Below are 21,407 nucleotides of genomic sequence, written 5' to 3' on the forward strand. Positions count from 1 at the left end.
GTTACTGCTGGGGTAGCCCGGTGACCGGGAGAATAAGAAAATTTTCAAAAAAAGTTGAGGCTACTATTGCGTATCTAAAAACTACCGAACATATTTGCACTCCGTTTGGGACACCAAGCAACCACGGGGGATTAGCTCAGTTGGCTAGAGCGCTTGCATGGCATGCAAGAGGTCATCGGTTCGAATCCGATATTCTCCACCTAAATGCCCTTCCTGATATCAGGAAGGGCATTTTTTGTTGTTTTTATTACCTTCTTCAGTAGGCATATTCGGTGACACTAATTCTTTTAGTACCGAACATAATAGATGTATAGAATATCCTATCGACTCGAAAGCTGAAAATCCAAGTATAGCAGTGTCAGGAAGTACTTCAGGCTTACTAGGGCGGTGTCAGCTGCGGAAGGGTATGGGTCAGCTTATTTTGGCTGAATTTCAGGTTCAGGTACGAAAGGTCAGTAGCTAAGGGGTCAATCATCTAGTAGTTTTTTAGGGCAAAACTCTTTGATTTGCATTGCCCTCAAAGGACTAAATGATAATACCAATGTCTACCCCACTAGAAATTACTTCTGAAACTCTAAATTCTATTTTGCTTGGAAATCAGAGTGTTAGCCATGGTATGTATAAGCATAATATTAAAATTAATACTGAACAATCAACAATACGTATTTATTCTGTTGATTTTAAAGATGATCTGACAATATCGTATGCTAGTTCAAATTTTAGGAATATTTTATTTTATAGTGTAAACTTTAAAAACGTTCAAGTATTGGATGCGCAATTAAATGGGGCGCGAGTTTTGAATGTGTTTGAGTGTAATTTTAAGCAGTTGACACTTGGAGATATTGCAAGTTTGAATGTTAAAGTTGAAGAGCTAAGAGACATTGGTTCGATACTTGTAAAAGGAAATATCACTAAACTGCAAATAAGAGGTGGTAATTTATCAAAAATCGATTCTTTGATTTTTGATTGTAGTAACAATCCAAGTTGGTCTTCAAGAAGGGTTACTCTACCTGTTTCAATAAACAGGGTTGAGCATATTGACGTTTTCAGCGTCAAAGATATGCTAGTGCAGCTTACTTTTACTGAATGCTATATAAAACATTTTATATATCAGCCATTGCAATCTGATCATATTTTAATCAATGGTAGTGTTATAGATGAAATGCGTGTTGGATCACTAATCGATAATATACGAGTAGAGAACTCTACGATTGGAAGCCTTGAAATGACTGATGTAACAGTTCCTACATCTAATATAGGTCCTCCAATTAAGAATGTGATACATATGAATAATGTTAAGGTAGGTAATCTTATATGTAATAATGTGATTTTACATACGTTGACGATCGATGGCTATTCGCATATAGGTCATATCTCATTAGTAAGCGGGAAAGTCGATAATGTTTCAATATCACCTATTAGGATTGGTCTAATTGCACTGGTAGTTGATAAGTTTAAATTTGATAAATTTGAGCTTAAAGGGTTATCAGATAGACAATTAAGGGTTGGTAGCTTGCTTATTTCAGACGGGGTTTTGTTAAAGGGAGTAAGCGTTGATAGAGCGATTATGGAATTAAGGGATTTCTCAATCTCGAATTTTTCTATACATGAATTTATAAATCAGTCATATATATATGTAACTAATGTAAGTGTAAATGAGTGGCCTTTAAGAGGGGAAGAGTCTGTTTTCGATGAGTTGAGTTGGGATAACAGAACTTCTTTACCCTTTATTAACGAAAGGAGTAAAGATATATTTGAAGGGGTTGAAATTAATTGTGACCACCAGCAACTATTGTTTGTAAACTCTGATTTAGGTAAAATAAACTTTATTACAAGTGATTTTTCCTTAATGAGCCTAAACATAAGAGGATCGAAGATTAATGAGATATATCTATCCGGCTCAAAGTTACCTAGGAAGGTAATAGGTGATGCAGATTCAAGACAGGTAGGGTACTATCAGTTAAAAAAGGTTGCAGAGAATCAAGGGGATTCTGTTCAAGCATTGAACTATTTAGCAAAAGAGTTAGATGCACACTATGATGTAGTTTCAGAACGTAAAAAGATAGATAGGGAGCGTATTACCTTGTTTCTAAATAAGTACTCGAATGAGTTTGGTACAAACTGGGTGAAGGCATTACTGTGGGTTCCATTAGTGTCTGTGCCATTATATGTCCTATACGTGTGCTCATTAGGTTATTACCCAACTTTTAAGATGTTTGGAAAATATTTTGAGAACTTCCTGAAAATATACCCATCCTTCTTTGAATTCTTATCCCCAGTTCATAAGGTTGATTTTTTATCGGCACATTTACTTGGGGAAGATTATAATATAAGTGCAAACGGTTTGGCTATGTTTATTGACTTCATAGGGCGTTTAGTTAATGGCTTCATTATTTATCAATTCATCCAAGCCTTTCGGAAGTATGGTAAAAAGTAATAAAGGTTGTTAAACCCGCTGCCCCTTCAACAACACAAACCGATCCCACACACTCTGCTTCACCAGCCCAGTCTTAGTCCAGGCCATGGAGGCATAAAAGCGACGGCTGGATAGTTCGCTCCACAGGCAGAAGCCGGATACCAGTGGGCATTTTATCTAATATTTAAAAGGCAGAAAGGAGCAGCAAACTATACCCAGTAGAATATTTCACAGATACCCCTACTCCTAATCTATCGGAAAGAAATTCAAAGGGGACCAGAAGGCTACTTCAAAGGGGATTCTCTCTTCATCGCCTACTTCATCAATTAATCGGAAGAAGCCGCCTTCATATTTATCATGGTAGTAAATGGCCGGCTCGAACTTCATCCCTGTCCGATTGATTACAATGACCAGTTCCATATTCCATGGTTTTTTCTCTTCAATAGTATACCATGTAACTCTTTTTTGAATCATTGGAACGGCAATCTAGGTTACTCTACTAAGTAAAGGGCTTAAAGTTACCCCTGGCACTAATCATTCGCAACTCTAATACACCACCGAGCGGTCTTCTGAGTAGCAGGGAGTCTTTCTCTACCACTTTTACTGTTCCTGACAGCAGCCAGGCCCCAGTTCACGCAGGTATGCTACTGTACCCACTAGTAGTTATCTGGTATGTTCTCAACTCAACCGGTGAAAGCAGGCAGGCAAAAGGCTGCCTGGTCAGTACTGTGAGTATGGCTTATACAAGATATAAGGACCAGATTCAGTACTGGTTGCCTTCAACTAATTCATAAAAACTTTGCCAGAACAAAGAGCTGATTTATCATCAGAATAATATTGAAATAATTGATGGTAATGGCCTGTCAATCAATTATTTGCCTGTATTAATTTTTCAATCAAGTTGAATGCTGGATTATCATATGTCACCTTTATGAATAATTTTTAGAGAAAAATAAAAGTTGGCACGCCACTTGCTTTATGTTACTCAATCTGTGAAAAGAGTACCATCAATACCCCTCCCTAACTATCAATTATTATGAAGAAGTTGACTTTGTTATTATTAGTGGCATTAGTTGCATTTGTGGCGGCATGTAGTACAATCAGTACTGATAAGGCCGAAGCTCACGAAGAGCCCCTCGAGAATGTAGATTTTGATTTGAGCAGCGCAGGTAATTTCTAAGCTGATCGCAATAGTCAGATTAAAGTAGTCATTTATAGTATAGATGAGGCACGCATGGGTATCCATGCGTGCCTCATTTTTTTGAGCCTGTACATAACGTCCCCTCACCTCCGGTACTTCCGGGCTGCCTTAGCCTCCCCGAAGGACAGGTACTAAGAAACAGGAACGCCCGGGGGGATGAGTGGTTTGTACATGCAGGGTAGGCTTAGGAATACAGGAGCCGGTCATAAGCGCTCTCTTACTACCACTAGTATGTCCCGATCTGAGAATTCCTGCTTGAAATCTGGGAGAGCAGGAGGGGAGGAGTACTATTAAAAAGAAAGCCCCCATCCGTTTGAGGAGGAGACTTAGTTAAGTACCTATTTATAATTATTGGCCCGTTGTAGTAAGGCCTAACCCGGCTAGGGGATCAGTGTATCATCGGACTTTTTGGTGAGAGAGTTTCTGAATTCGTTGGGAGTCATACCATAGTACTTCCTGAACAGCTTGTTGAGGTGGCTGCCATCCGTAAATCCAAACTCGTAGGTAATCTGCGAGACGCTGAGACTACTGTAGAGAAGGCGGTTTTCGATCAGCTTGAGCTTGTACTTCATGATGTACTGCTGGAGCGACTCCCCGGTCTGGTCCTTGAAGAGGGTACTCAGGTAGCTGGCCGAATAGTTGAACCGGGCTACCAGCTGTTCGATGCGGAGCTGCTCAGGCTGCCGTATGTGTTGCCTTATGTACAGGACTATCTCTTCGATCAGGCGTTTGCTTCGGGTCTCTTTGCGTGGGACCAGATCCTGCTGTACCATGTTGCGGGCCAGTATACCCAGGATGGCCTTCATAATCCCATTCATAATAAGCTCGTACGATCCCTCCTCCCGGTGGGTGTACTCATGGATCAGTACCGTCAGCAGGTGTTCGAGTAGTGCTTTCTGCTCACTATCGGATACGACCGACCCCCTCGACTGGTAGGGCGAATGAAGCAGTGACTCTACCGTCCGGATCCAGCCGGGTGACTTGGGCTGGCTGTGGTCTTCCAGGAATACTTCGGTAAACCGGATATAGCAAAAATGGGTGTGTGCCTCTATATCGAAATAGTGGTAGTCTTCCGGTCCCAGCAGGAAAACATCACCCGTGGCATAGGAGAATATATTGTCATTGATACAATGCTTTCCCCGGCCTTCCCGGATAAAAATAATCTCAAAATAGCTGTGATTATGTACCGGATGTTGCCACTCATCGGCTTCAAATACATAAATATTAAAGGGTTCGTACTGGATGTAGCGCTTCATAAGGGGTATCTACCGATTTGCAGTGGATTATTACAACAAGACTTGTACATCGCTTTTCTACTTTTGACCTATACTTATCCAATCAATCAAAGGTACTATTTGTACCGGCACATTAACCTGTTCATGTTTATGAATAAACCAATCAATCTTCTTTCTGCATTTTTTGCTGTATTACTGCTTCATACAGGCTCCCCTGTTCAGGCTCAGAGTGCAGCTGCGTGGCAGAGCCTGTTCAACGGAAAGGACTTCACCGGATGGGGTACCTACCTGGTACCGTCCAGATCGGCCGCCGATCAGACCCCCATCGGACTCAATAAAGATCCGCACGGGGTATTCAAAGTGACGGACGGGATGATCCATGTTTCCGGTCAGGATTGGGGCGGGGTATTTACGGAGCAGTCATACGGCAACTACCACCTCCGTTACCTGGTGAAGTTCGGTAAAAAGAAATGGGCGCCGCGCGAGAATGCGGTCGCCGACGGAGGGCTGCTCTTTCACTGCTCGCTACCGTATGATTACGGCTCCAAGTGCTGGATGCGCAGTATTGAGATGCAGATTCAGGAAACGGATATCGGAGATTACCACAACGTAGGAGCGGGGGTACCACTGCTGGCTTTTACACCGGCCAAAGACGACGCCGATGATGTCAATCAGTACAATCCCTATTCACCCCTCAAGCCTACGGATAAGCGGGTGTTTCGCTCGGGCAACTTTGAAAGTAAACCCGACGAGTGGACAACCGGTGAACTGGTGGCTCGCGGAGCCGATGCGGTATTCATCGTGAATGGATTTGTGGTGAACCGGTTGTATAACATCTACCGCGATGATCTGCAGCAGCAGACTACCAGCGGGCAGATCCAGTTCCAGAGCGAAGGCGCTGAGCATTTCCTGAAAGACATCGAGCTGCGCCCCGTCCGCTTTGAACAAAAGGGAAGTCCTATATTGGTAAGTACCCGTAAGGATATACAGGTGTCGGACAAAGGAGCGCAAACCATCGAAATAGAAAACCAGGGCGAGGAAGTTGAACTGATAGCGGCCGAACTGATCGGTAAGCAGCTGGAGCAGTTTGATGTAAAGCTGCCGAAGTTCCCGCTTACCCTCAAGAAGGGCGAAAAGCTAAAGATACCCGTCCAGGCCAGAGCCGGAAGTACATCGGGCAATAACGTCAAGTTCAGACTTGAAACCGTGCTGGGACCGGTCAATGACTTTGCAGTAAACCTGAAGGTTAAGTAACTGTAAGATTCAGTGAGTAGTAAATCAGTGAGGGGTACCGGTTTCCGGTACCCCTCATTTCTGCAATCGATCTATTTTTGTTTTCAAGGTATTCAGGTCACTACGCGGCGCTCAGTAGTTCTTTGAGGCGGCTGATGGAGATGGGCTTGATGATATATTCCGACACTTCCTTGTAGCTTTTGGCCCTTTCGAGGTCTTCCGGGTCAATGGATGAGCTGATCATGTAAATGGTGATATTCTTGCTGATGTTGCTCTTTAGCTTTGCAAACTCATTCAGGAAGTCCCAGCCATTCATAATCGGCATGTTGATATCCAGGAGTATGATCTCGGGTAGTACGGTGTTATCGTGGAGATTATCAGAAATATGTCGGATGGCCTTTTCTCCATCTTCAAAAACCATCAGATTATTGCACAGCTTATAGGTTTCAATGATCTTGGATAGCCCGAATACATAGATATGGCTATCGTCGATAATATAGGCCGTGTTAATCTTGTTCATCAGAATGTTATTTGGTACGTAGATCCACTGTCGGGTATAGCCCTGACATCTATAGCTACCCCCAGGGCTTCCACCTGGCTTTTGGTAAGGTACTGGCTGATCCCCTTCGCCTCCGTACTTGCGCCAAAGGTCTCATAGCGGGTAAACAGGTCAGTTTCAAACTTGGATTGATCCATACCTACACCATTATCAGTTACTGTAAGGACGGGTCTGTTATTAGTAAGGGAGGTACTTATGCGGATCACCGGCGAACGCTCGGGGTGGCGGTACCTGATAGCGTTGAGCACGAGGCTTAGCAGGATACTCTGTAAAAAGGAGGGATTGGTAGTAATGGTCGTACACTCAAGGTTGTCTTCTACAATCTGTACCTGATGTTCCTGTATTTCGTCATTTAGGGCTTCCTTAGTGAGTTGTATATACTCCGGGAAATCAATAGGCTGTTGCTCCGGGTTTATGTCCTGCTGTACGTAGATGACCTCATTGAGCTGGTTGATGGTCTGATTAAGTTCAGCGGATATGTGCTCAATAAAAGTGAGTATCCGATTTTTTTCGTCTTCACTGTTGCTGATCTTCATTACTTCCAGCATCATTTCCAGATTACCGGCGTGCGATCGTAAGTTATGCGAGACGATGAAGGCAAAGTCGAGCAGGCGGTTGTTTTGCCTGGAAATGGTATGGAGGGAGTCCGTAAACTGGATCTCTCTCAGCTTTTGCGCATGGATATCCTGTACGGTACCTCTGAATCCGGTCATCTGACCCTGTACATCATTTAGGGGTTTACCGGCTACGCGTACCCAAACCTTCTTTTGTTGCCTTGTAATCAGCTGCAGCTCGAGATCAAAAGGTGTTTTCCCATCGTAGGCACTGGTAAACTTTTCCCTGATGGTGCGCTGCGAGTCGGGGGTAAAGTGCGCTATAACCTCCTCCACCTCTACATCCTGGCCATTGGGTAAGCCAAAAATATCGTACATGGTACTGGACCAGTTTAGCTCGTGCCGGGCCAGATTATACTCCCAGCCCCCAACTCGGGCGAGCGTCTGGGTTTCTTCCAGTAGCTGCCTGCTTCGTTCGAGTTCCTCCAGATTCCTTACCTGTTGATCAATATTGATAGCAGTACCTACCATATATACCGGATTACCGGCCTTATCGAACTTAGCCTGGCCGGTCGTTTCGAACCAGCGGTAGCTACCACTCTTATGCTTCAGCCGAATCTTATGCTTATAAGGCTGATGATGATAGATATGATTGTTCTGGGCCTGACTAATCCGGTGGCGTTCATCAGGGTGCAGAAGTACAGTCAGAAAGTTTTCGTTGGTTGCTTCAATCTCCTGGTCGTCATACCCGAGCAGTTCATAGAAGCGTTTGCTCCACCACTCCTGTCCGGTCTGGATGTTCCACTCCCACACGCCCGCGTTGATCCCCTCAACAAGTAGGGAAAGCGTCTCGCTTGCGTTTTCCAATAAACCGGAAGTATTCATATAGTTACTCGTCTCCATGGAGATACTTGCTGCCTACACCTGCTTCACTATTAGTACTAGTATCAGTATAGTATAAACAACCTATAATTTTGCAGACTTAAATGTATTTACTTAGGCAATAGTGCAACAGAAATATTCGATGAACAGTACCATTTTCGGTATTATTGGTTTAAGTCGGGTAAAAATCGGTAACATACTACAGTACTTTTCCATACCCGTTCAACTACACCATCTGGTAGAAAGATTAAGAGCTACCGGTAGTTCTGAAAAAGACCCTTTCGTATTGAATCATATCTTTTATATTTGCGTTTACATAGTCTATAAGTTATATAGATTAATCTTTCCAAACTTCAAACCTACACAACTATGTCACTACGCTTAGGAGATGTTGCCCCTGATTTTGACGCTAATACCACCCAGGGTACCATCCGTTTTCATGAATGGCTCGGCAATAGCTGGGGAATGCTTTTTTCACATCCGGCCGATTTTACCCCTGTATGTACCACTGAGCTGGGCAAAACGGCCCTTCTTCAGGGTGAGTTTGAAAAACGTAACGTAAAAGTAATAGCTGTAAGCGTAGATGACCTGGAGTCGCACAACCGCTGGATACCGGATATTAATGAGGTAACCGGCTCGGATGTAAACTTCCCGATCATTGCGGACGAAGGCCGTAAGGTAGCCCAGCTGTACGATATGATTCACCCCAATGCCAGCGAAAAAGCAACCGTTCGTTCGGTATTCATCATTGGTCCTGACAAGAAGATCAAACTGACACTGACGTACCCTGCATCGACGGGTCGTAACTTCAACGAGTTGCTCCGCGTTGTAGACTCGCTGCAGCTCACGGCTACTCACTCGGTAGCTACCCCTGCCGACTGGAAAGACGGAGAAGATGTGATCGTAGTACCTGCGGTTAGTACCGAGGATGCCGAGAAGAAGTTTACAAAAGGTCTGCGTATTGTGAAGCCATACCTGCGCTACACGCCTCAGCCTAATAAGTAATCTGGCTTTTACGTAGCCGGATTTATATTATATATGGCCCTTCTCTTTATGAGAGAAGGGCTTTTTACTTAAGTACCCGAAAGCAGGTATGATGATTTACTGATACTGTGTCAATCATATTTGTAGGCTATTTGTATTTTTGTGGCGGTATGGCGCGTAAAGCACAACAATTTAAAACGAATAAAGAACCCGATAAAAAACCTCTTCCGCTGATGGGGTGGGGAATTATAGTAGGAATAGGCTTGCTGATCGGGGGCATAGCCTGGTGGATGAGCCATCGCAACGAGAACCAGTGGAGGCACGTCCAGCGGTTCGGGATCAGGCTACCTATGCGCTATCCTTTACATGGCATTGATGTGTCGCACCATAATGCCCGTATTGACTGGGATAAGCTGAAGGCTGTAAAGTCTGAAGGGGTCAAAGTTGACTTTGTATACATCAAAGCAACCGAAGGAGCCACCCACGCCGACCGCCAGTACGTGCGCAACTGGAAAGAAGCCCGTCGGGTAGGTATCCGGAGGGGAGCCTATCACTTTTATAACCCCAGAGTATACTCAAGCCTGCAGGCCGACAACTTTATAAAGCGGGTCAGGATGGAGGAAGGGGACCTGCCTCCGGTACTTGACCTGGAGATTGAGGCCGGTAAGCCAGCCGATATCATCATTAAAGGTGTGAAGAACTGGCTTACTATCATAGAAAATCATTACGGAGTAAAGCCTATTATCTATACCAACGAGCACTTTTACCAGAAGTACATAGCCGGCAACTTTGATGAGTACCCACTCTGGCTGGCCGGCTATTCCCGCACTCACCTCGATGACCTGGCCGAAAACGCTCATGTACTTTTCTGGCAGCACAGCGAAAGAGGGTGGGTAGATGGTGTAAAAGGCTACGTTGACTTCAACGTATACCTGCATGATGTGGAAACCTGGGAGGAAGTAGGAAAAAACTAGAGGAGCGGGAGGTGCTACTATGAGCCCTTCTCTTATATAAAGAATACAATGGCAGAAGAAAGCGCATCATCAACCCGTTTGAATAAATTCATTAGCGAAACTGGATTCTGCTCGCGTAGGGAAGCCGATAAGCTCATCGAACAGGGGCGGGTGACGCTCAACGGCCGGAAGGCGGTGCTGGGTGATAAAGCTTCCGATCAGGACGATGTTCAGATCAATGGGAAGCCACTGAAAGCGAAGCGGAAGTCGGAGGTATATATCGCCTTTAATAAACCGGTAGGTATTACCTGTACGACGGAGCGGCACATCAAGGGAAATATCATTGATTACATCAAGCACCCGGAACGCATCTTTCCTATTGGTCGCCTGGACAAACCCTCTGAGGGACTCATCTTCCTGACCAGCGACGGCGATATTGTCAACAAGATACTGCGGGCGGGTAATAATCACGAGAAGGAGTATGTCGTCACGGTAGATAAGCCCATCACGCCGGAATTCATAAACCGCATGCGTAACGGTGTACCTATCCTGGATACGGTCACGCAAAAGTGCTACGTCCGGAAGGAGAGCAGCTACGTGTTTACCATCATCCTGACCCAGGGCCTCAACCGTCAGATCCGACGGATGTGCGACTACCTGGGCTATAACGTTACCCGCCTGAAACGGGTCCGTATCATGAACGTAACTCTGCATAACCTACCCGTGGGGAAATGGCGCAACCTTACCGCAGCCGAAATGGAGGAGATCAACCGCATGGTGGCTACCTCGACCAAGACCGAGGAAGGCTCTTACCTGTTCGCCCAGCGTGGTGAGGATCTGGAAGCTTACGACTAGCCAGATGCGTAGGGGGCATGGCAGATGTATCCTGCTGAGGTAGTATTTATGGGCTGGTTCATGCTTTGTTGATCTAACAATTCCGGAATCATGCAGCGCATAGCCCTTTATACAGTAGCCGTTTTTCTTGTTGGCGCCTCAATTCTGAGTTGCCATCGTAACACGTCTGGTCATAAACAGACAGCCACTTCCGCCTCCCCTAATATCATACTCATTATGACCGACGACCAGGGCTATGGCGACCTGGGCGTAACGGGCAATCCGGTGATTGAAACCCCTAATATCGACGCGCTGGCTAAGCAGAGTGCCAGCATGAGTCACTTCTATGTGAGTCCGGTGTGCAGCCCGACCCGCGCCAGCCTCATGACGGGCCGCTACAACTACCGTACCCGGGTGGTAGATACCTACGTAGGCCGTTCTATGATGGATAGCGAAGAGGTAACACTGGCCGAAGCCCTCAAAACGCGGGGCTTCCGGACAGGTATATTTGGTAAATGGCACCTGGGCGATGCCTATCCCATGCGCCCCAACGATCAGGGATTCGACGAGGCGCTGGTTCACTTTGGCGGTGGACTAGCCCAGCCTTCCGAGCCCCTGCACAATAACCGGCGCTACACTGACCCGATTCTGTACCACAACGGGGAGGAGGTCCAGACCCAAGGCTACTGCACCAATGTGTACTTCGATAGGGCTCTCTCCTTCATCGAACAAAGCCAACAGCAGCAAAAGCCCTTCTTTGCCTACATAGCAACAAACGCCCCCCACGATCCCTTTCATGATGTACCCGAAGAGCTACTGGCTAAGTACCGTAAGAAAGGAGTATCGTCGGCACTACGGGGTGATTTTCCCAATCCCGAAAAGCGTGCTGAAGACCTGGCTCGTATCTATGCCATGGTGGACAATGTAGATCAGAATGTAGGCAAGCTCATGCGGAAACTGGATGAGTGGGACCTATCCGAAAATACCATAGTCATATTCATGACGGATAACGGGCCCCAGACTACCCGCTACAATGGCCCCTTCCGGGGAGGCAAGGGCCAGGTGTGGGAGGGGAGTATCCGTACGTGTTTCTTTATGCGCTGGCCCGAACGCCTGAAGGCGGGTACCGTCAGTGACCGCCCGGTAGCTCACATCGATATCATGCCTACCTTACTGGAAGCTGCCGGTACCTCACTACCTCAGGACCGGATCATTGACGGAAGGAGCTTTCTGCCTCTGGTTGAAGGTAAGGAGGTGGAGTGGCCGGAGCGGACGTTATATATGCAGTGGCACCGGGGCGATGAACCCAAACCCTTTATAGCCTTTGCCGCCCGGGCACCCCGCTACAAGCTACTTAGCCCCAACGGCGAAAAGTTTGAGCTATACGATATCCAGAATGACCCCAGCGAGAAGCAGAACCTGGCGGATCAGTTGCCGGAGGTAGTGGAGAAGATGAAGGCCGATTATATGACGTGGTTCCGGGATGTATCCGGTACCCGCCCTGACAACTACGCCAAGCCCCACATCGTACTAGGTACCGACCACGAAACTACCACCCGGCTGAGTCAGCAGGACTGGGTACTTACGCAAGGACAGGGCTGGGGTGAGCAGGGGCATTGGAAAGTAGAGGTGGCCCGTCCCGCCAGCTTCGATGCTGAGGTAGTTCTAGACAAGCCTCACCCCGGCTGGCAACTCAGTATATCGGGTAGTGGAAAGACATTCAGAGGAACGATTACCAATGATGGTACCAAAGGTACTATACCAAACATCACTCTTCCCGCCGGAAAAACCGATCTGCAGGTATCCCTATCCAACGGTGAAAAAGAAGTCGGCCCCTATCAGGTAATCCTGAAGAGGAGGTAGTGGGTAAAGGAGGAAAGGAGAAAGGAAGGAAGGGTGAAAAAGGAGTTTCGATTGTCGATTTCGGATTGTCGATTCCAATAGGTACACGGCCGCGATTCTCGATTAGATAATCATACATTCTGCAACCGCTGTGGAAAGTACTCCTCCAGCGAACCATCGTAAGTAATAACTTTCATTCACTCATTCACCACTCTCTCATTCACCATTAAAAAGGCGTTTCCTCGGCTATGCGTTTACGAAGGAATTGGCTGATGTTGACTTTGGGCTGGCGGCACAGGTATACCTGCGTGCCCCGCTCCCGGGCGTAGGGGTTGGTGATGCGGCCTACTTCTTTAATGTCGGCAAACAGAGCGGGGATGTCTTCGCCCAGTTCGTCATTTACATAGATAAACTCCTGTATATCTTTATCGAGGAGCCTGGGTGCCCAGTACAGGAAGCTTTCATTAAAACACATGGGTTCGGGTAGGTTATACCTGCTGCCTATAATGGTGACGGCACCGGCCTGTCCGTAGTTTTCGCAGTAGATGAGTGTCTGGCTTTTGTCCTGCGTTTGCTGATACGCTTTGTCAACTATAGTGGTGAGCTCTTCCCAGCCAATCATGTCCGCGTAGTCCTGCGGGAGAGGATGTACGGTACCATCCTCAAAACGTCGTCCGAAGTCGATCCCGAAGTTTTCCTCCAGTCCGTTAAAGTAGGCTACCAATCCTTTTGTACCAAATACTGGCAGACCCAGTGGCAGCAGGGGAAGCGTCACCAGAATCATCAGCACGGGTAGGCCTATACGAGTAAGGGGTGTTTTCAAAACCCGCTCCCAGAATATAGTACCGCAGGAAATCAGTAAGGGGAATACTCCGGCGGTATAGTAGCTTTTGCCTTGTACCGAAAACAAAACCGCCACCACCAGCAGGGCACTCATCGCTACCGCTTTGAAGCGACGCATGCGCAGCATGTACACTACACCGGTAATGACCAGGGGCATGGCAGCAAAGGGCATCAGTACCTGCTCTACCAGAAACGCTACCCGATCTACGTGAGTGAGTTGGGTAGTTTCCAGCGCATTCATGTGCTGAGTTACCGGTAAGCCATGTGCAAACTGCCAGATCAGGTTAGGTAGTACTACAACAAACCCAAGCAGCAGAGCGCCCACAAAATGCTTGCTTTGCAGTATAATCCGTCGTCTTGATAGGAGCAGGGAGGTAATCAAGCAGAAAATCAGCAGCAGGATCAGGTACTTATTTAAGAAGCCCAACCCGGCCGTAGCACTCAGGAAGTACAGGTACCGGGGGGCGTCGGTGTTGAGATACCGGATAAACCAGTAGTAGCAGAGGGTCCAGAAAAAAATATCCAGAAATACCGGCTGGTACAGAAAGTACGCCCGGAGCATCAGGGGAGGGACGATCATACCTACTGCCGCTAACTTCATGGCGTATTTGCGACCGCCCAACTGCTGAGCCAGAAACGCCCCCAGTACTACCATGACACCACTCATCAGGGCAGGTACCAGCTTCACCGCAAAAAGTGAATCGCCCAGCAGAGACTGGATCAGCCAGGACAGCAGACCTACCAGCGGAGGTACCGAAGCGTAGCCCCAGGCCGGATGCTTGCCGAGTGAAAAGTAAAGAAGTTCGTCGCGGTGGTACCCGAGATTATTAAAGAATACAAGGTGTAGCGCTACGCTGATTAACGCCAGTAGCCAAACTAACCAGGGGAGCCTGACGGGAGTATGCATTGAGCAATAAGTGTGTATGGTAGATGCGAATATACAAAATCTGTTAAAAGCTCCTAATAAATCCTGTAAACAGCTACTTTTGCAATACACAATCGTCCGAAGTTCAGGTTGTACTCATAGATTAGTTGTTTCAACTCATTATAAAGTTACCCATGCTTTCAGTTACTCCTTTTGACCAGACCGCTGCTTACAAAAAGCTCAAAACTCACCACAAGACTATCGCAAAGAAACATCTGCGGGAGTTTTTTGAGGAAGACGAAAACCGTTTCAAAAAGTTTTCGATTCGTCTGGGGGATATATTGGTAGACTATTCCAAAAACCGCATAAACAGCCGTACCCGTGCTTACCTGGTACAACTGGCAGAGGAGTGTGGCCTGCAGGAGGCCATCGAGCAGATGTTTACCGGGCAGAAAATCAACGCGACCGAAGGTCGTGCGGTACTTCATGTAGCCCTGCGCAATCGTTCCAACACACCTATTATGGTGGATGATAAGGATGTAATGCCTGAGGTAAACGAGGTGCTGGAAAAGATGAAGGCTTTTTCCAGCAGCGTGCGTTCGGGATCGTGGAAAGGCTACACCGGTAAGGAAATCACTGACCTGGTAAATATCGGTATCGGTGGTAGTGACCTGGGACCGGTAATGGTAACCGAGGCGCTGAAAGCCTACGGCAAGAAAGGGCTGAACGTACACTTTGTTTCAAATGTGGATGGTACACACGTGGCCGAAACGCTAAAGGGCTTGAATCCCGAGACAACCCTGTTCATGATTGCCTCCAAGACCTTTACCACGCAGGAGACTATGGCCAATGCGCATACGGCCCGTGCCTGGTTCCTGGAGAAGGCAAAAAACGACGAGCACGTTAAGAAGCACTTTGTCGCTATCTCGACCAACCGCAAGGAAGTAGAGAAATTTGGTATAGATCCCGAAAATATGTTTGGCTTTTGGGACTGGGTAGGTGGCCGTTATTCGCTATGGTCGGCTATTGGTCTGTCCATTGCCTGCTTTATCGGATACCAGAACTTCGAACAGCTCCTGGCTGGTGCTCACGATATGGACAACCACTTCCGGAATACCAAGTTTGAGCGGAATATACCCGTGATGCTGGGCTTACTGGGGATCTGGTACAACAACTTCTTTGGAGCCGAGTCGCACGCCATTCTACCCTACGACCAGTACCTTCACCGCTTTGCCGCTTACTTCCAGCAGGGTGATATGGAGAGCAACGGTAAGTCAGTAGGCCGCGACGGTAATCCTGTCAGTTACCAGACCGGACCTATCATCTGGGGGGAGCCCGGTACCAATGGCCAGCATGCTTTCTATCAGTTGATCCACCAGGGTACCAAGCTTATCCCTTGTGACTTCATCGCACCTGCCAATAGTCATAACCCCATCGGTGAGCACCACAAGATGCTGCTGTCAAACTTTTTCGCCCAGACTGAAGCCCTTATGAATGGTAAGACCTATGACGAAGCCAGAGAGGAACTGGTAGCCGCGGGCAAGAGCAAGGAGGAGGTAGATTACCTGACACCGTTCAAAGTGTTCGAAGGAAACCGCCCTACGAACTCGATCATGGTAAAGAAGATCAACCCACGGGTATTAGGTAGCCTCATCGCTATGTACGAACATAAGATATTCGTGCAGGGGGTTATCTGGAACATATTCAGCTTTGACCAGTGGGGTGTGGAGCTTGGCAAGCAGCTGGCTAACAAAATCTATCCTGAACTACAGAACGACTGGCCGGTATCGGATCACGACAGCTCAACCAACGGACTGATCAACCAGTACAAGCGCTGGAGGTAAAAGTACCTATCATATATTTTTTAAAGCCGCTACTCGGAAGCTATTTAAATAATTGTAGCTTCGTGTAGTGGCTTTATCTTCTTATAGCTATGCGATTCCTGTATGGTATTCTTTACTTACTCATTAGTATACCTCTGGTAGGCTATGCCCAGGTTACTGTGACCTTTCCTACGTCACGAGCCGTTTTTCAACGGGATAATTTTAATAAAACCACCGTAAATATTGGCGGCTATTATTCAGATTGTGTAGATAGAGTAGAAGCCCGATTTGTACCCCGTGTGGCTGGACAAGGTGTGGAGGCACCTCTGGGAGGGGGCTGGCAGGCCATTCATCATACTCCATCGGGTGGACAGTTCTATGGTTCTATGGTGGTGCGTGGTGGCTGGTACGAGCTCCAGGTACGGGCGATCCGTGATGAAGCGGTGGTGGGGCAGGATGTGGTAGATCGGGTAGGAGTGGGAGAGGTGTTTCTGGTGGCAGGGCAGTCCAACGCGTCAGGAGGAGATGGCTTGCCCAGTGGCCCCGGAGCCGCAGACGATCGTGTCAACAGCGTAGACTTCCAGAATCTTAGTCAGCAGGGCCCTATCAGCTATGCCAACACACAGTTGCCCTGCCCGGTTTTTGTGCATCTGGATCAGGAAACCAAAACGGCTCCCTTTGGTAGTTATGCCTGGTGCTGGGGGGCATTCGGGGATCGTTTGGTGAGTAAACTCAATGTGCCGGTTATGATATTCAATGCTGGCTGGAGTGGTACAGGTATACGCAACTGGCGCGAGTCCATTGATACCCAGTTCTCCTCCGTTAGTTTTTTTGGCTATCCTTATCCTCCCGGAATGCCGTTTGGCCATCTGAGGCTGGCCCTCAACTACTACATAGCTCAGCAGGGCTATCGGGCGGTTCTGTGGCACCAGGGAGAGTCGGATAACTATGAGCAGCGTTCCCGCGAAGACTATCGGCATGATCTCAGACAACTCATCCTCAATAGTCGCTCGCTGAGTGGTAAACCGGATCTGGCCTGGGTAGTGGCCAGGGCTTCCCGATTTACTGTAGACGGTACCTCCCGTATATGGCCACCCGTCATAGATGCACAGAACGATGTGATTGGGCTGAATAGCTCTGATGCGGCTGTGGCCTTAGCCCATGTTTTTCCCGGTCCCGAAACTGACCCGATGGTAGGGAGCGCCTACCGGACCAGCGACGAAATTCATTTTACCAGTACTGTACAGATCGCGCTGGCTCAGGCCTGGGTTGATCAGCTTCCTGCTGCTTTTTTTACGGGTGGATCTACTCCCTATCTGCCCACTCCACCTCCTTCCCTACTTGCTAGCTGTGGGGGAGACAATGCCCTCTCATTTAGTGCGCCTTCGGGCTGGACTTCCTACCAATGGTACGCGGAGGCTGACTGTAATCAGGTACTGAACGATCAGCCACAGTGGACAGGTACCACGGGTACTTACCGGCTCAAAGCAAAGGATGCTCTCCACAATACGGTTTTCTCCCCGCGGGTACGGGTACCAGCCTCTACGGCTACCACGGTGTCAACCAACGGAGATCGTACTGTAGCGGCGGGGGGAAGTATTGTACTGGAAGTAGTGGCAACTAACGGATGTAATTTTAACTGGAGCGGCCCGCAGAGCTTTAGTAGTACCTCCCGCAATGTCACTATTCCCAATGCGACTACTGCAAGGGCTGGTACCTATCAGGTAAAGGTAACGAACAGTTATGGCTGCCAGGCCCAAACCGCCCTGAACGTATCAGTGATAGCCAGCGTAGAAACCATAGCCAGCGGCAACTGGAACAGTACAACTACCTGGTCGTGCGGTTGTGTACCGGGTATAGATACAGAGGTAGTGTTGAACGCCGGACATACTATAACTGTTGATGGGGTACTAACCCATGCTAAAATGCTCCGGTTAAATGGTGGTCAGCTGGAAGTCAAGAATGGCGGGAATGTACAGTTTAATCAGTAGAAGCTATGTGTATCAATCTGAAAACATTCAACGAGTCGTTCCGGAAGTGGTCCGAAGAAAATGAGCAGGAAGGCTTCCCCTATGCCTGGCCTCAATCCGATGACCAGGAGCCGGAAGAAGCTGTGGAAACCACTGAACAAAAAATTTCAGGAGGGAAGTCCTCTCCTGATCTATGAATATAAGTTGTATAACCTACGCTGGTTTAGACCCCTTGTTGGGATAGATCAGCGTATTTGTTTAGTAGTATGTATAATATATATCCCAATAGCACGCCTCCTGCATCGGCTACGATGTCCCACAGGTCAAAGCTTCGGTCAAAGGGGAGCATCTGCTGATAAAATTCAATTAAAATTCCAAATAGAAGCCCAACTGCCGCCACTATTGCAGACTGTCTGGGCTTTAGGAGAGTCCAGAGTAGGGTCCAGCCACTGAACATACCGACATGCACAATCTTATCAAAATAGGTGACTGGTGCATCTGGCAAATCCTTGCCCGGCCAGGTGCAGGCTACCAGGATCAGAAATGTCCAGAGCCAGGCGGGCCAGCGGTGGCGGGAAAACCAAAAGATTAAAGAGGCAAGCATTTCAGATAAGGTTACTGGTCGGATTATGCAGTCAATATACACTTTTCGTGCCCGTTCGGCCAAAATTTAACCGCAAGTTATCATTTGGTCAGGCAATAGATATCAAAAAGTACAGGACCAGGAAGAAGACTACAACAAAGAAAAGCCCGGCTATGATGTCGTTATAATCTTTGTCTTTTCTGATAAATACTTTATAAATAGCCCAGATAATGAATATGGTAGACAGCAAAACACCCGTAGCAACATAAACCGTATTAGTACCAGTTTACAGTAGATAGGTTGATGTACTTAATATACGACTGACCCGGCTAAAATGAAATAAGGCCGCTTTAACACCTACGTCAGAGCGGCCCTTTTTATAGTAGTATACTCAATATAGCTGATCAGGCTGCGGCTTCTACATTACGGCCTGAAGCTTTGAATTTCTGAACCAGTAGGAGGGTAAAGCTGGCGATGGCGCAGAAGGCCATAACACCGGCCATAGGTAGGGCAGTACCGTTGTGCAGGTAGCTTACCATAGCTGATGCCAGTGCCCCGAATATCAATTGGACAAAGCCCATAAAGGCCGAAGCACTACCAACATTACGAGTAATGGGCTCCAGGGTAAGGGCCGAGGTGTTGGGAGTCAGGAAGCCCAGGGCAAACAGGTACAGAAATAACAGGGTCAGGAATCCTATCCAGGGCAGCGAGTGCGTAGCAACTCCGGCTATCATCAGAAAACCAATTATGCTTATACTCAGCGCTGACAGTTCGGCTATCCGGGCCGTGGTGGAGGTACGCAGACAGAGGCGATTGAACTGACTACCCGCTATGTAGCCTAGCGCGTTAAAGCTGAACAACCATCCGTACTGTGTATCTGTAAAATGGAAGAGATCCATATAGATGAAAGGCGACCCCGCTACGTAAGCGAATAAGCCTCCAATGGCAAAGCCTCCGGCCATGGCATAGTTCAGGAAAGCCGGTTCTGTGAGCACTATCCAGTATTCGCGCAGTACAGCGGCCGGGCGTAGCGTTACGGAAGGGTCAGGTTGGCGGCTCACCGGCAGGAAGAAATACACGGCCGCCAGCATAAGTCCGCTGATCACTGCCAGGAAGGCAAATATATACCGCCAGCCTAGTGAGGCTACGATCAGGCCACCCATGGTAGGGGCGATGAGCGGAGCTACTCCCATGATGAGCATCAGCGTAGAAAAAACCTTGGCGGTATCGGCCGGAGGGAACAAGTCCCGCACTATGGCGCGTCCGGCCACCATACCGGCGCATCCGCCCAAGGCAAGCACCGCCCGCAGGGCAATCAGCCAGTGTATAGTCGGAGCCAGGGCGCAGATAACGGCTGCCACTGTGTAGAGCGACAGACCAAAAAGGAGGGGAGCCTTGCGACCAAAACGATCTATGATGGGTCCGTAGAACAACTGACCTACACTTATTCCGATAAAGTAGCTGGTCAGCGACAGACCTACATCGGCTATACTAACATTAAGATCTTTGGCAATAGCCGGAAAGCCCGGCAGGTACATATCTATGCTAAATGGTCCCAGTGCCGACAGTACCCCCAGGAGCAAAATTACCTTGTTTAACTCCTTCTTGCTCATGTGTTTGTTGATGTGGATAAATACCAATTTTTGTTACTGCAAAATTAGCCGGAAATGCTTGAAAAATAGCTATATAATGCTAACGTTAAATTGTACTTATCCAATAACGTGCTTGTGCTATACCTCGTAGAACTCAATCGGGAGTCCATCCGGATCAGCAAAGAAGGTGAAGCGTTTTTGGGTAAATTCATCCGTGCGGATAGGCTCAGATTCAACGCCTTTGCTGGTAAGATGGGCTATGGAGGCTTCCAGGTCTTCCACCGCAAAAGCCAGATGACGTAGCCCGGCTGCTTCGGGTCGGGAGGGGCGGGAGGGGGGATTGGGAAAAGAAAACAGCTCAATGATGTAGTGACCGTTGAGAGCCAGATCCAGTTTGTAAGATTCCCGGGCTTCACGGTATACTTCCCTGATGATGGTTAAACCTAGAATATCGGTATAGAAAGCCTTGGACCGGGCATAGTCAGAACAGATAATAGCAATGTGGTGTACGTGGCTGAGCATGGGTGAATGAAGGATTAGGAACTGGATCGGCAACAGGCCCGAAGAAAGCAACTGGCATGTCGGCTTCAAATATAGCCAAAACACTGGCACAGAATTATAGCTTTATTGGAGAAGCAAGTAACGGAGGTAGGGGATAGTACCCCGTGCCACACCTCCGGCCACTGCTTTATAAGACTTAACTATTGCATTAAAAACTTACTGTTATCTACTATGAAAGCCATTTGGAATAATAAAGTATTAGCCGAGAGCGACGAGACCATGGTGATTGAAAACAATCACTACTTTCCGGCCGAGTCAGTAAAAAAAGAGTACTTTAAGGAGTCTGATACCCAGACCGCCTGTGTATGGAAAGGTACTGCTTCGTACTATGATGTTGAGGTGGATGGGGAAGTGAACAAGGATGCCGCCTGGTACTATCCTAATCCAACCGATAAGGCCAAGCCGCTGAAAGACATGGTAGCCTTCTGGAAAGGGGTGGAAGTTACGGAGTAACTCACTATATTGGTCAGTTCACTC

The 21,407-nt window shown here is 47.7% G+C and carries 18 protein-coding genes and 1 tRNA gene; 11 read left to right on the forward strand and 8 right to left on the reverse strand.

Annotation, left to right across the window (positions count from 1 at the left end):
- Window positions 1–125: 125 nt before the first annotated feature.
- Both JUB14_RS14000 and JUB14_RS14005 read left to right on the forward strand, forming a co-directional pair.
- Window positions 126–199, forward strand: a tRNA-Ala gene (locus tag JUB14_RS14000).
- A 342-nt stretch (window positions 200–541) separates the two neighbouring features.
- Window positions 542–2,437: a hypothetical protein gene (locus JUB14_RS14005; RefSeq protein ID WP_207506920.1), complete on the forward strand. Its 1,896-nt coding sequence runs from the start codon at window positions 542–544 to the stop codon at window positions 2,435–2,437.
- Window positions 2,438–2,662: 225 nt separating this feature from the next.
- On the opposite strand, the gene JUB14_RS14010 is transcribed toward JUB14_RS14005, so the two are convergent.
- Complete coding sequence (locus JUB14_RS14010) at window positions 2,663–2,836, reverse strand: hypothetical protein (RefSeq protein WP_207506921.1); 174 nt, start codon at window positions 2,834–2,836, stop codon at window positions 2,663–2,665.
- A gap of 1,161 nt (window positions 2,837–3,997) precedes the next feature.
- Window positions 3,998–4,873, reverse strand: a complete 876-nt coding sequence (locus tag JUB14_RS14015; protein ID WP_207506922.1) for an AraC family transcriptional regulator — start codon at window positions 4,871–4,873, stop codon at window positions 3,998–4,000.
- A 129-nt stretch (window positions 4,874–5,002) separates the two neighbouring features.
- Between JUB14_RS14015 and JUB14_RS14020 the strand changes: the two genes are divergently transcribed.
- Window positions 5,003–6,106, forward strand: coding sequence for a 3-keto-disaccharide hydrolase (locus tag JUB14_RS14020; protein WP_207506923.1), 1,104 nt, complete (start codon window positions 5,003–5,005; stop codon window positions 6,104–6,106).
- A gap of 100 nt (window positions 6,107–6,206) precedes the next feature.
- Here JUB14_RS14020 and JUB14_RS14025 read toward each other — a convergent pair whose 3' ends face one another.
- Both JUB14_RS14025 and JUB14_RS14030 read right to left on the reverse strand, forming a co-directional pair.
- Window positions 6,207–6,605: a response regulator gene (locus tag JUB14_RS14025; protein ID WP_207506924.1), complete on the reverse strand. Its 399-nt coding sequence runs from the start codon at window positions 6,603–6,605 to the stop codon at window positions 6,207–6,209.
- Window positions 6,605–8,065 (reverse strand): PAS domain-containing protein, encoded by a 1,461-nt coding sequence (locus JUB14_RS14030; protein WP_207506925.1) that lies wholly within the window; start codon window positions 8,063–8,065, stop codon window positions 6,605–6,607. The genes JUB14_RS14025 and JUB14_RS14030 overlap by 1 nt, the downstream gene beginning before the upstream one ends.
- Before the next feature lie 384 nt (window positions 8,066–8,449).
- On the opposite strand from JUB14_RS14030, the gene JUB14_RS14035 reads away from it, so the two are divergent.
- The 4 genes from JUB14_RS14035 to JUB14_RS14050 all read left to right on the forward strand — a co-directional run bounded on the left by JUB14_RS14035 (window position 8,450) and on the right by JUB14_RS14050 (window position 12,714).
- Window positions 8,450–9,085 (forward strand): peroxiredoxin, encoded by a 636-nt coding sequence (locus tag JUB14_RS14035; RefSeq protein ID WP_207506926.1) that lies wholly within the window; start codon window positions 8,450–8,452, stop codon window positions 9,083–9,085.
- Window positions 9,086–9,234: 149 nt separating this feature from the next.
- Window positions 9,235–10,038, forward strand: coding sequence for a glycoside hydrolase family 25 protein (locus JUB14_RS14040; RefSeq protein ID WP_207506927.1), 804 nt, complete (start codon window positions 9,235–9,237; stop codon window positions 10,036–10,038).
- A gap of 48 nt (window positions 10,039–10,086) precedes the next feature.
- Window positions 10,087–10,872, forward strand: a complete 786-nt coding sequence (gene rluF / locus JUB14_RS14045) for a 23S rRNA pseudouridine(2604) synthase RluF (RefSeq protein ID WP_207506928.1) — start codon at window positions 10,087–10,089, stop codon at window positions 10,870–10,872.
- 90 nt (window positions 10,873–10,962) lie between these two features.
- Complete coding sequence (locus JUB14_RS14050; RefSeq protein ID WP_207506929.1) at window positions 10,963–12,714, forward strand: arylsulfatase; 1,752 nt, start codon at window positions 10,963–10,965, stop codon at window positions 12,712–12,714.
- A gap of 205 nt (window positions 12,715–12,919) precedes the next feature.
- Here JUB14_RS14050 and JUB14_RS14055 read toward each other — a convergent pair whose 3' ends face one another.
- On the reverse strand, window positions 12,920–14,443 hold the full coding sequence (locus JUB14_RS14055; protein ID WP_207506930.1) for a glycosyltransferase family 39 protein: 1,524 nt from the start codon (window positions 14,441–14,443) through the stop codon (window positions 12,920–12,922).
- A 152-nt stretch (window positions 14,444–14,595) separates the two neighbouring features.
- Between JUB14_RS14055 and pgi the strand changes: the two genes are divergently transcribed.
- The 3 genes from pgi to JUB14_RS14070 all read left to right on the forward strand — a co-directional run bounded on the left by pgi (window position 14,596) and on the right by JUB14_RS14070 (window position 18,391).
- Window positions 14,596–16,245, forward strand: a complete 1,650-nt coding sequence (gene pgi / locus JUB14_RS14060) for a glucose-6-phosphate isomerase (RefSeq protein ID WP_207506931.1) — start codon at window positions 14,596–14,598, stop codon at window positions 16,243–16,245.
- A gap of 89 nt (window positions 16,246–16,334) precedes the next feature.
- The gene (locus JUB14_RS14065) at window positions 16,335–18,215 is read left to right on the forward strand and encodes a sialate O-acetylesterase (protein ID WP_207506932.1); all 1,881 of its coding nucleotides are present in this window, start codon (window positions 16,335–16,337) and stop codon (window positions 18,213–18,215) included.
- A 5-nt stretch (window positions 18,216–18,220) separates the two neighbouring features.
- On the forward strand, window positions 18,221–18,391 hold the full coding sequence (locus JUB14_RS14070; protein WP_207506933.1) for a hypothetical protein: 171 nt from the start codon (window positions 18,221–18,223) through the stop codon (window positions 18,389–18,391).
- Between the two features lie 26 nt (window positions 18,392–18,417).
- On the opposite strand, the gene JUB14_RS14075 is transcribed toward JUB14_RS14070, so the two are convergent.
- The 3 genes from JUB14_RS14075 to JUB14_RS14085 form a co-directional block, all read right to left on the reverse strand.
- Window positions 18,418–18,798, reverse strand: coding sequence for a VanZ family protein (locus JUB14_RS14075; RefSeq protein ID WP_207506934.1), 381 nt, complete (start codon window positions 18,796–18,798; stop codon window positions 18,418–18,420).
- A gap of 383 nt (window positions 18,799–19,181) precedes the next feature.
- Complete coding sequence (locus tag JUB14_RS14080; RefSeq protein WP_207506935.1) at window positions 19,182–20,390, reverse strand: multidrug effflux MFS transporter; 1,209 nt, start codon at window positions 20,388–20,390, stop codon at window positions 19,182–19,184.
- 117 nt (window positions 20,391–20,507) lie between these two features.
- Window positions 20,508–20,891, reverse strand: a complete 384-nt coding sequence (locus tag JUB14_RS14085; RefSeq protein WP_207506936.1) for a VOC family protein — start codon at window positions 20,889–20,891, stop codon at window positions 20,508–20,510.
- A gap of 210 nt (window positions 20,892–21,101) precedes the next feature.
- On the opposite strand from JUB14_RS14085, the gene JUB14_RS14090 reads away from it, so the two are divergent.
- Complete coding sequence (locus JUB14_RS14090) at window positions 21,102–21,383, forward strand: DUF427 domain-containing protein (protein ID WP_207506937.1); 282 nt, start codon at window positions 21,102–21,104, stop codon at window positions 21,381–21,383.
- The last annotated feature ends 24 nt before the right edge of the window (window positions 21,384–21,407 follow it).

It is taken from the genome of Telluribacter humicola, from assembly GCF_017355935.1.
Lineage (GTDB): Bacteria > Bacteroidota > Bacteroidia > Cytophagales > Spirosomataceae > Telluribacter > Telluribacter humicola.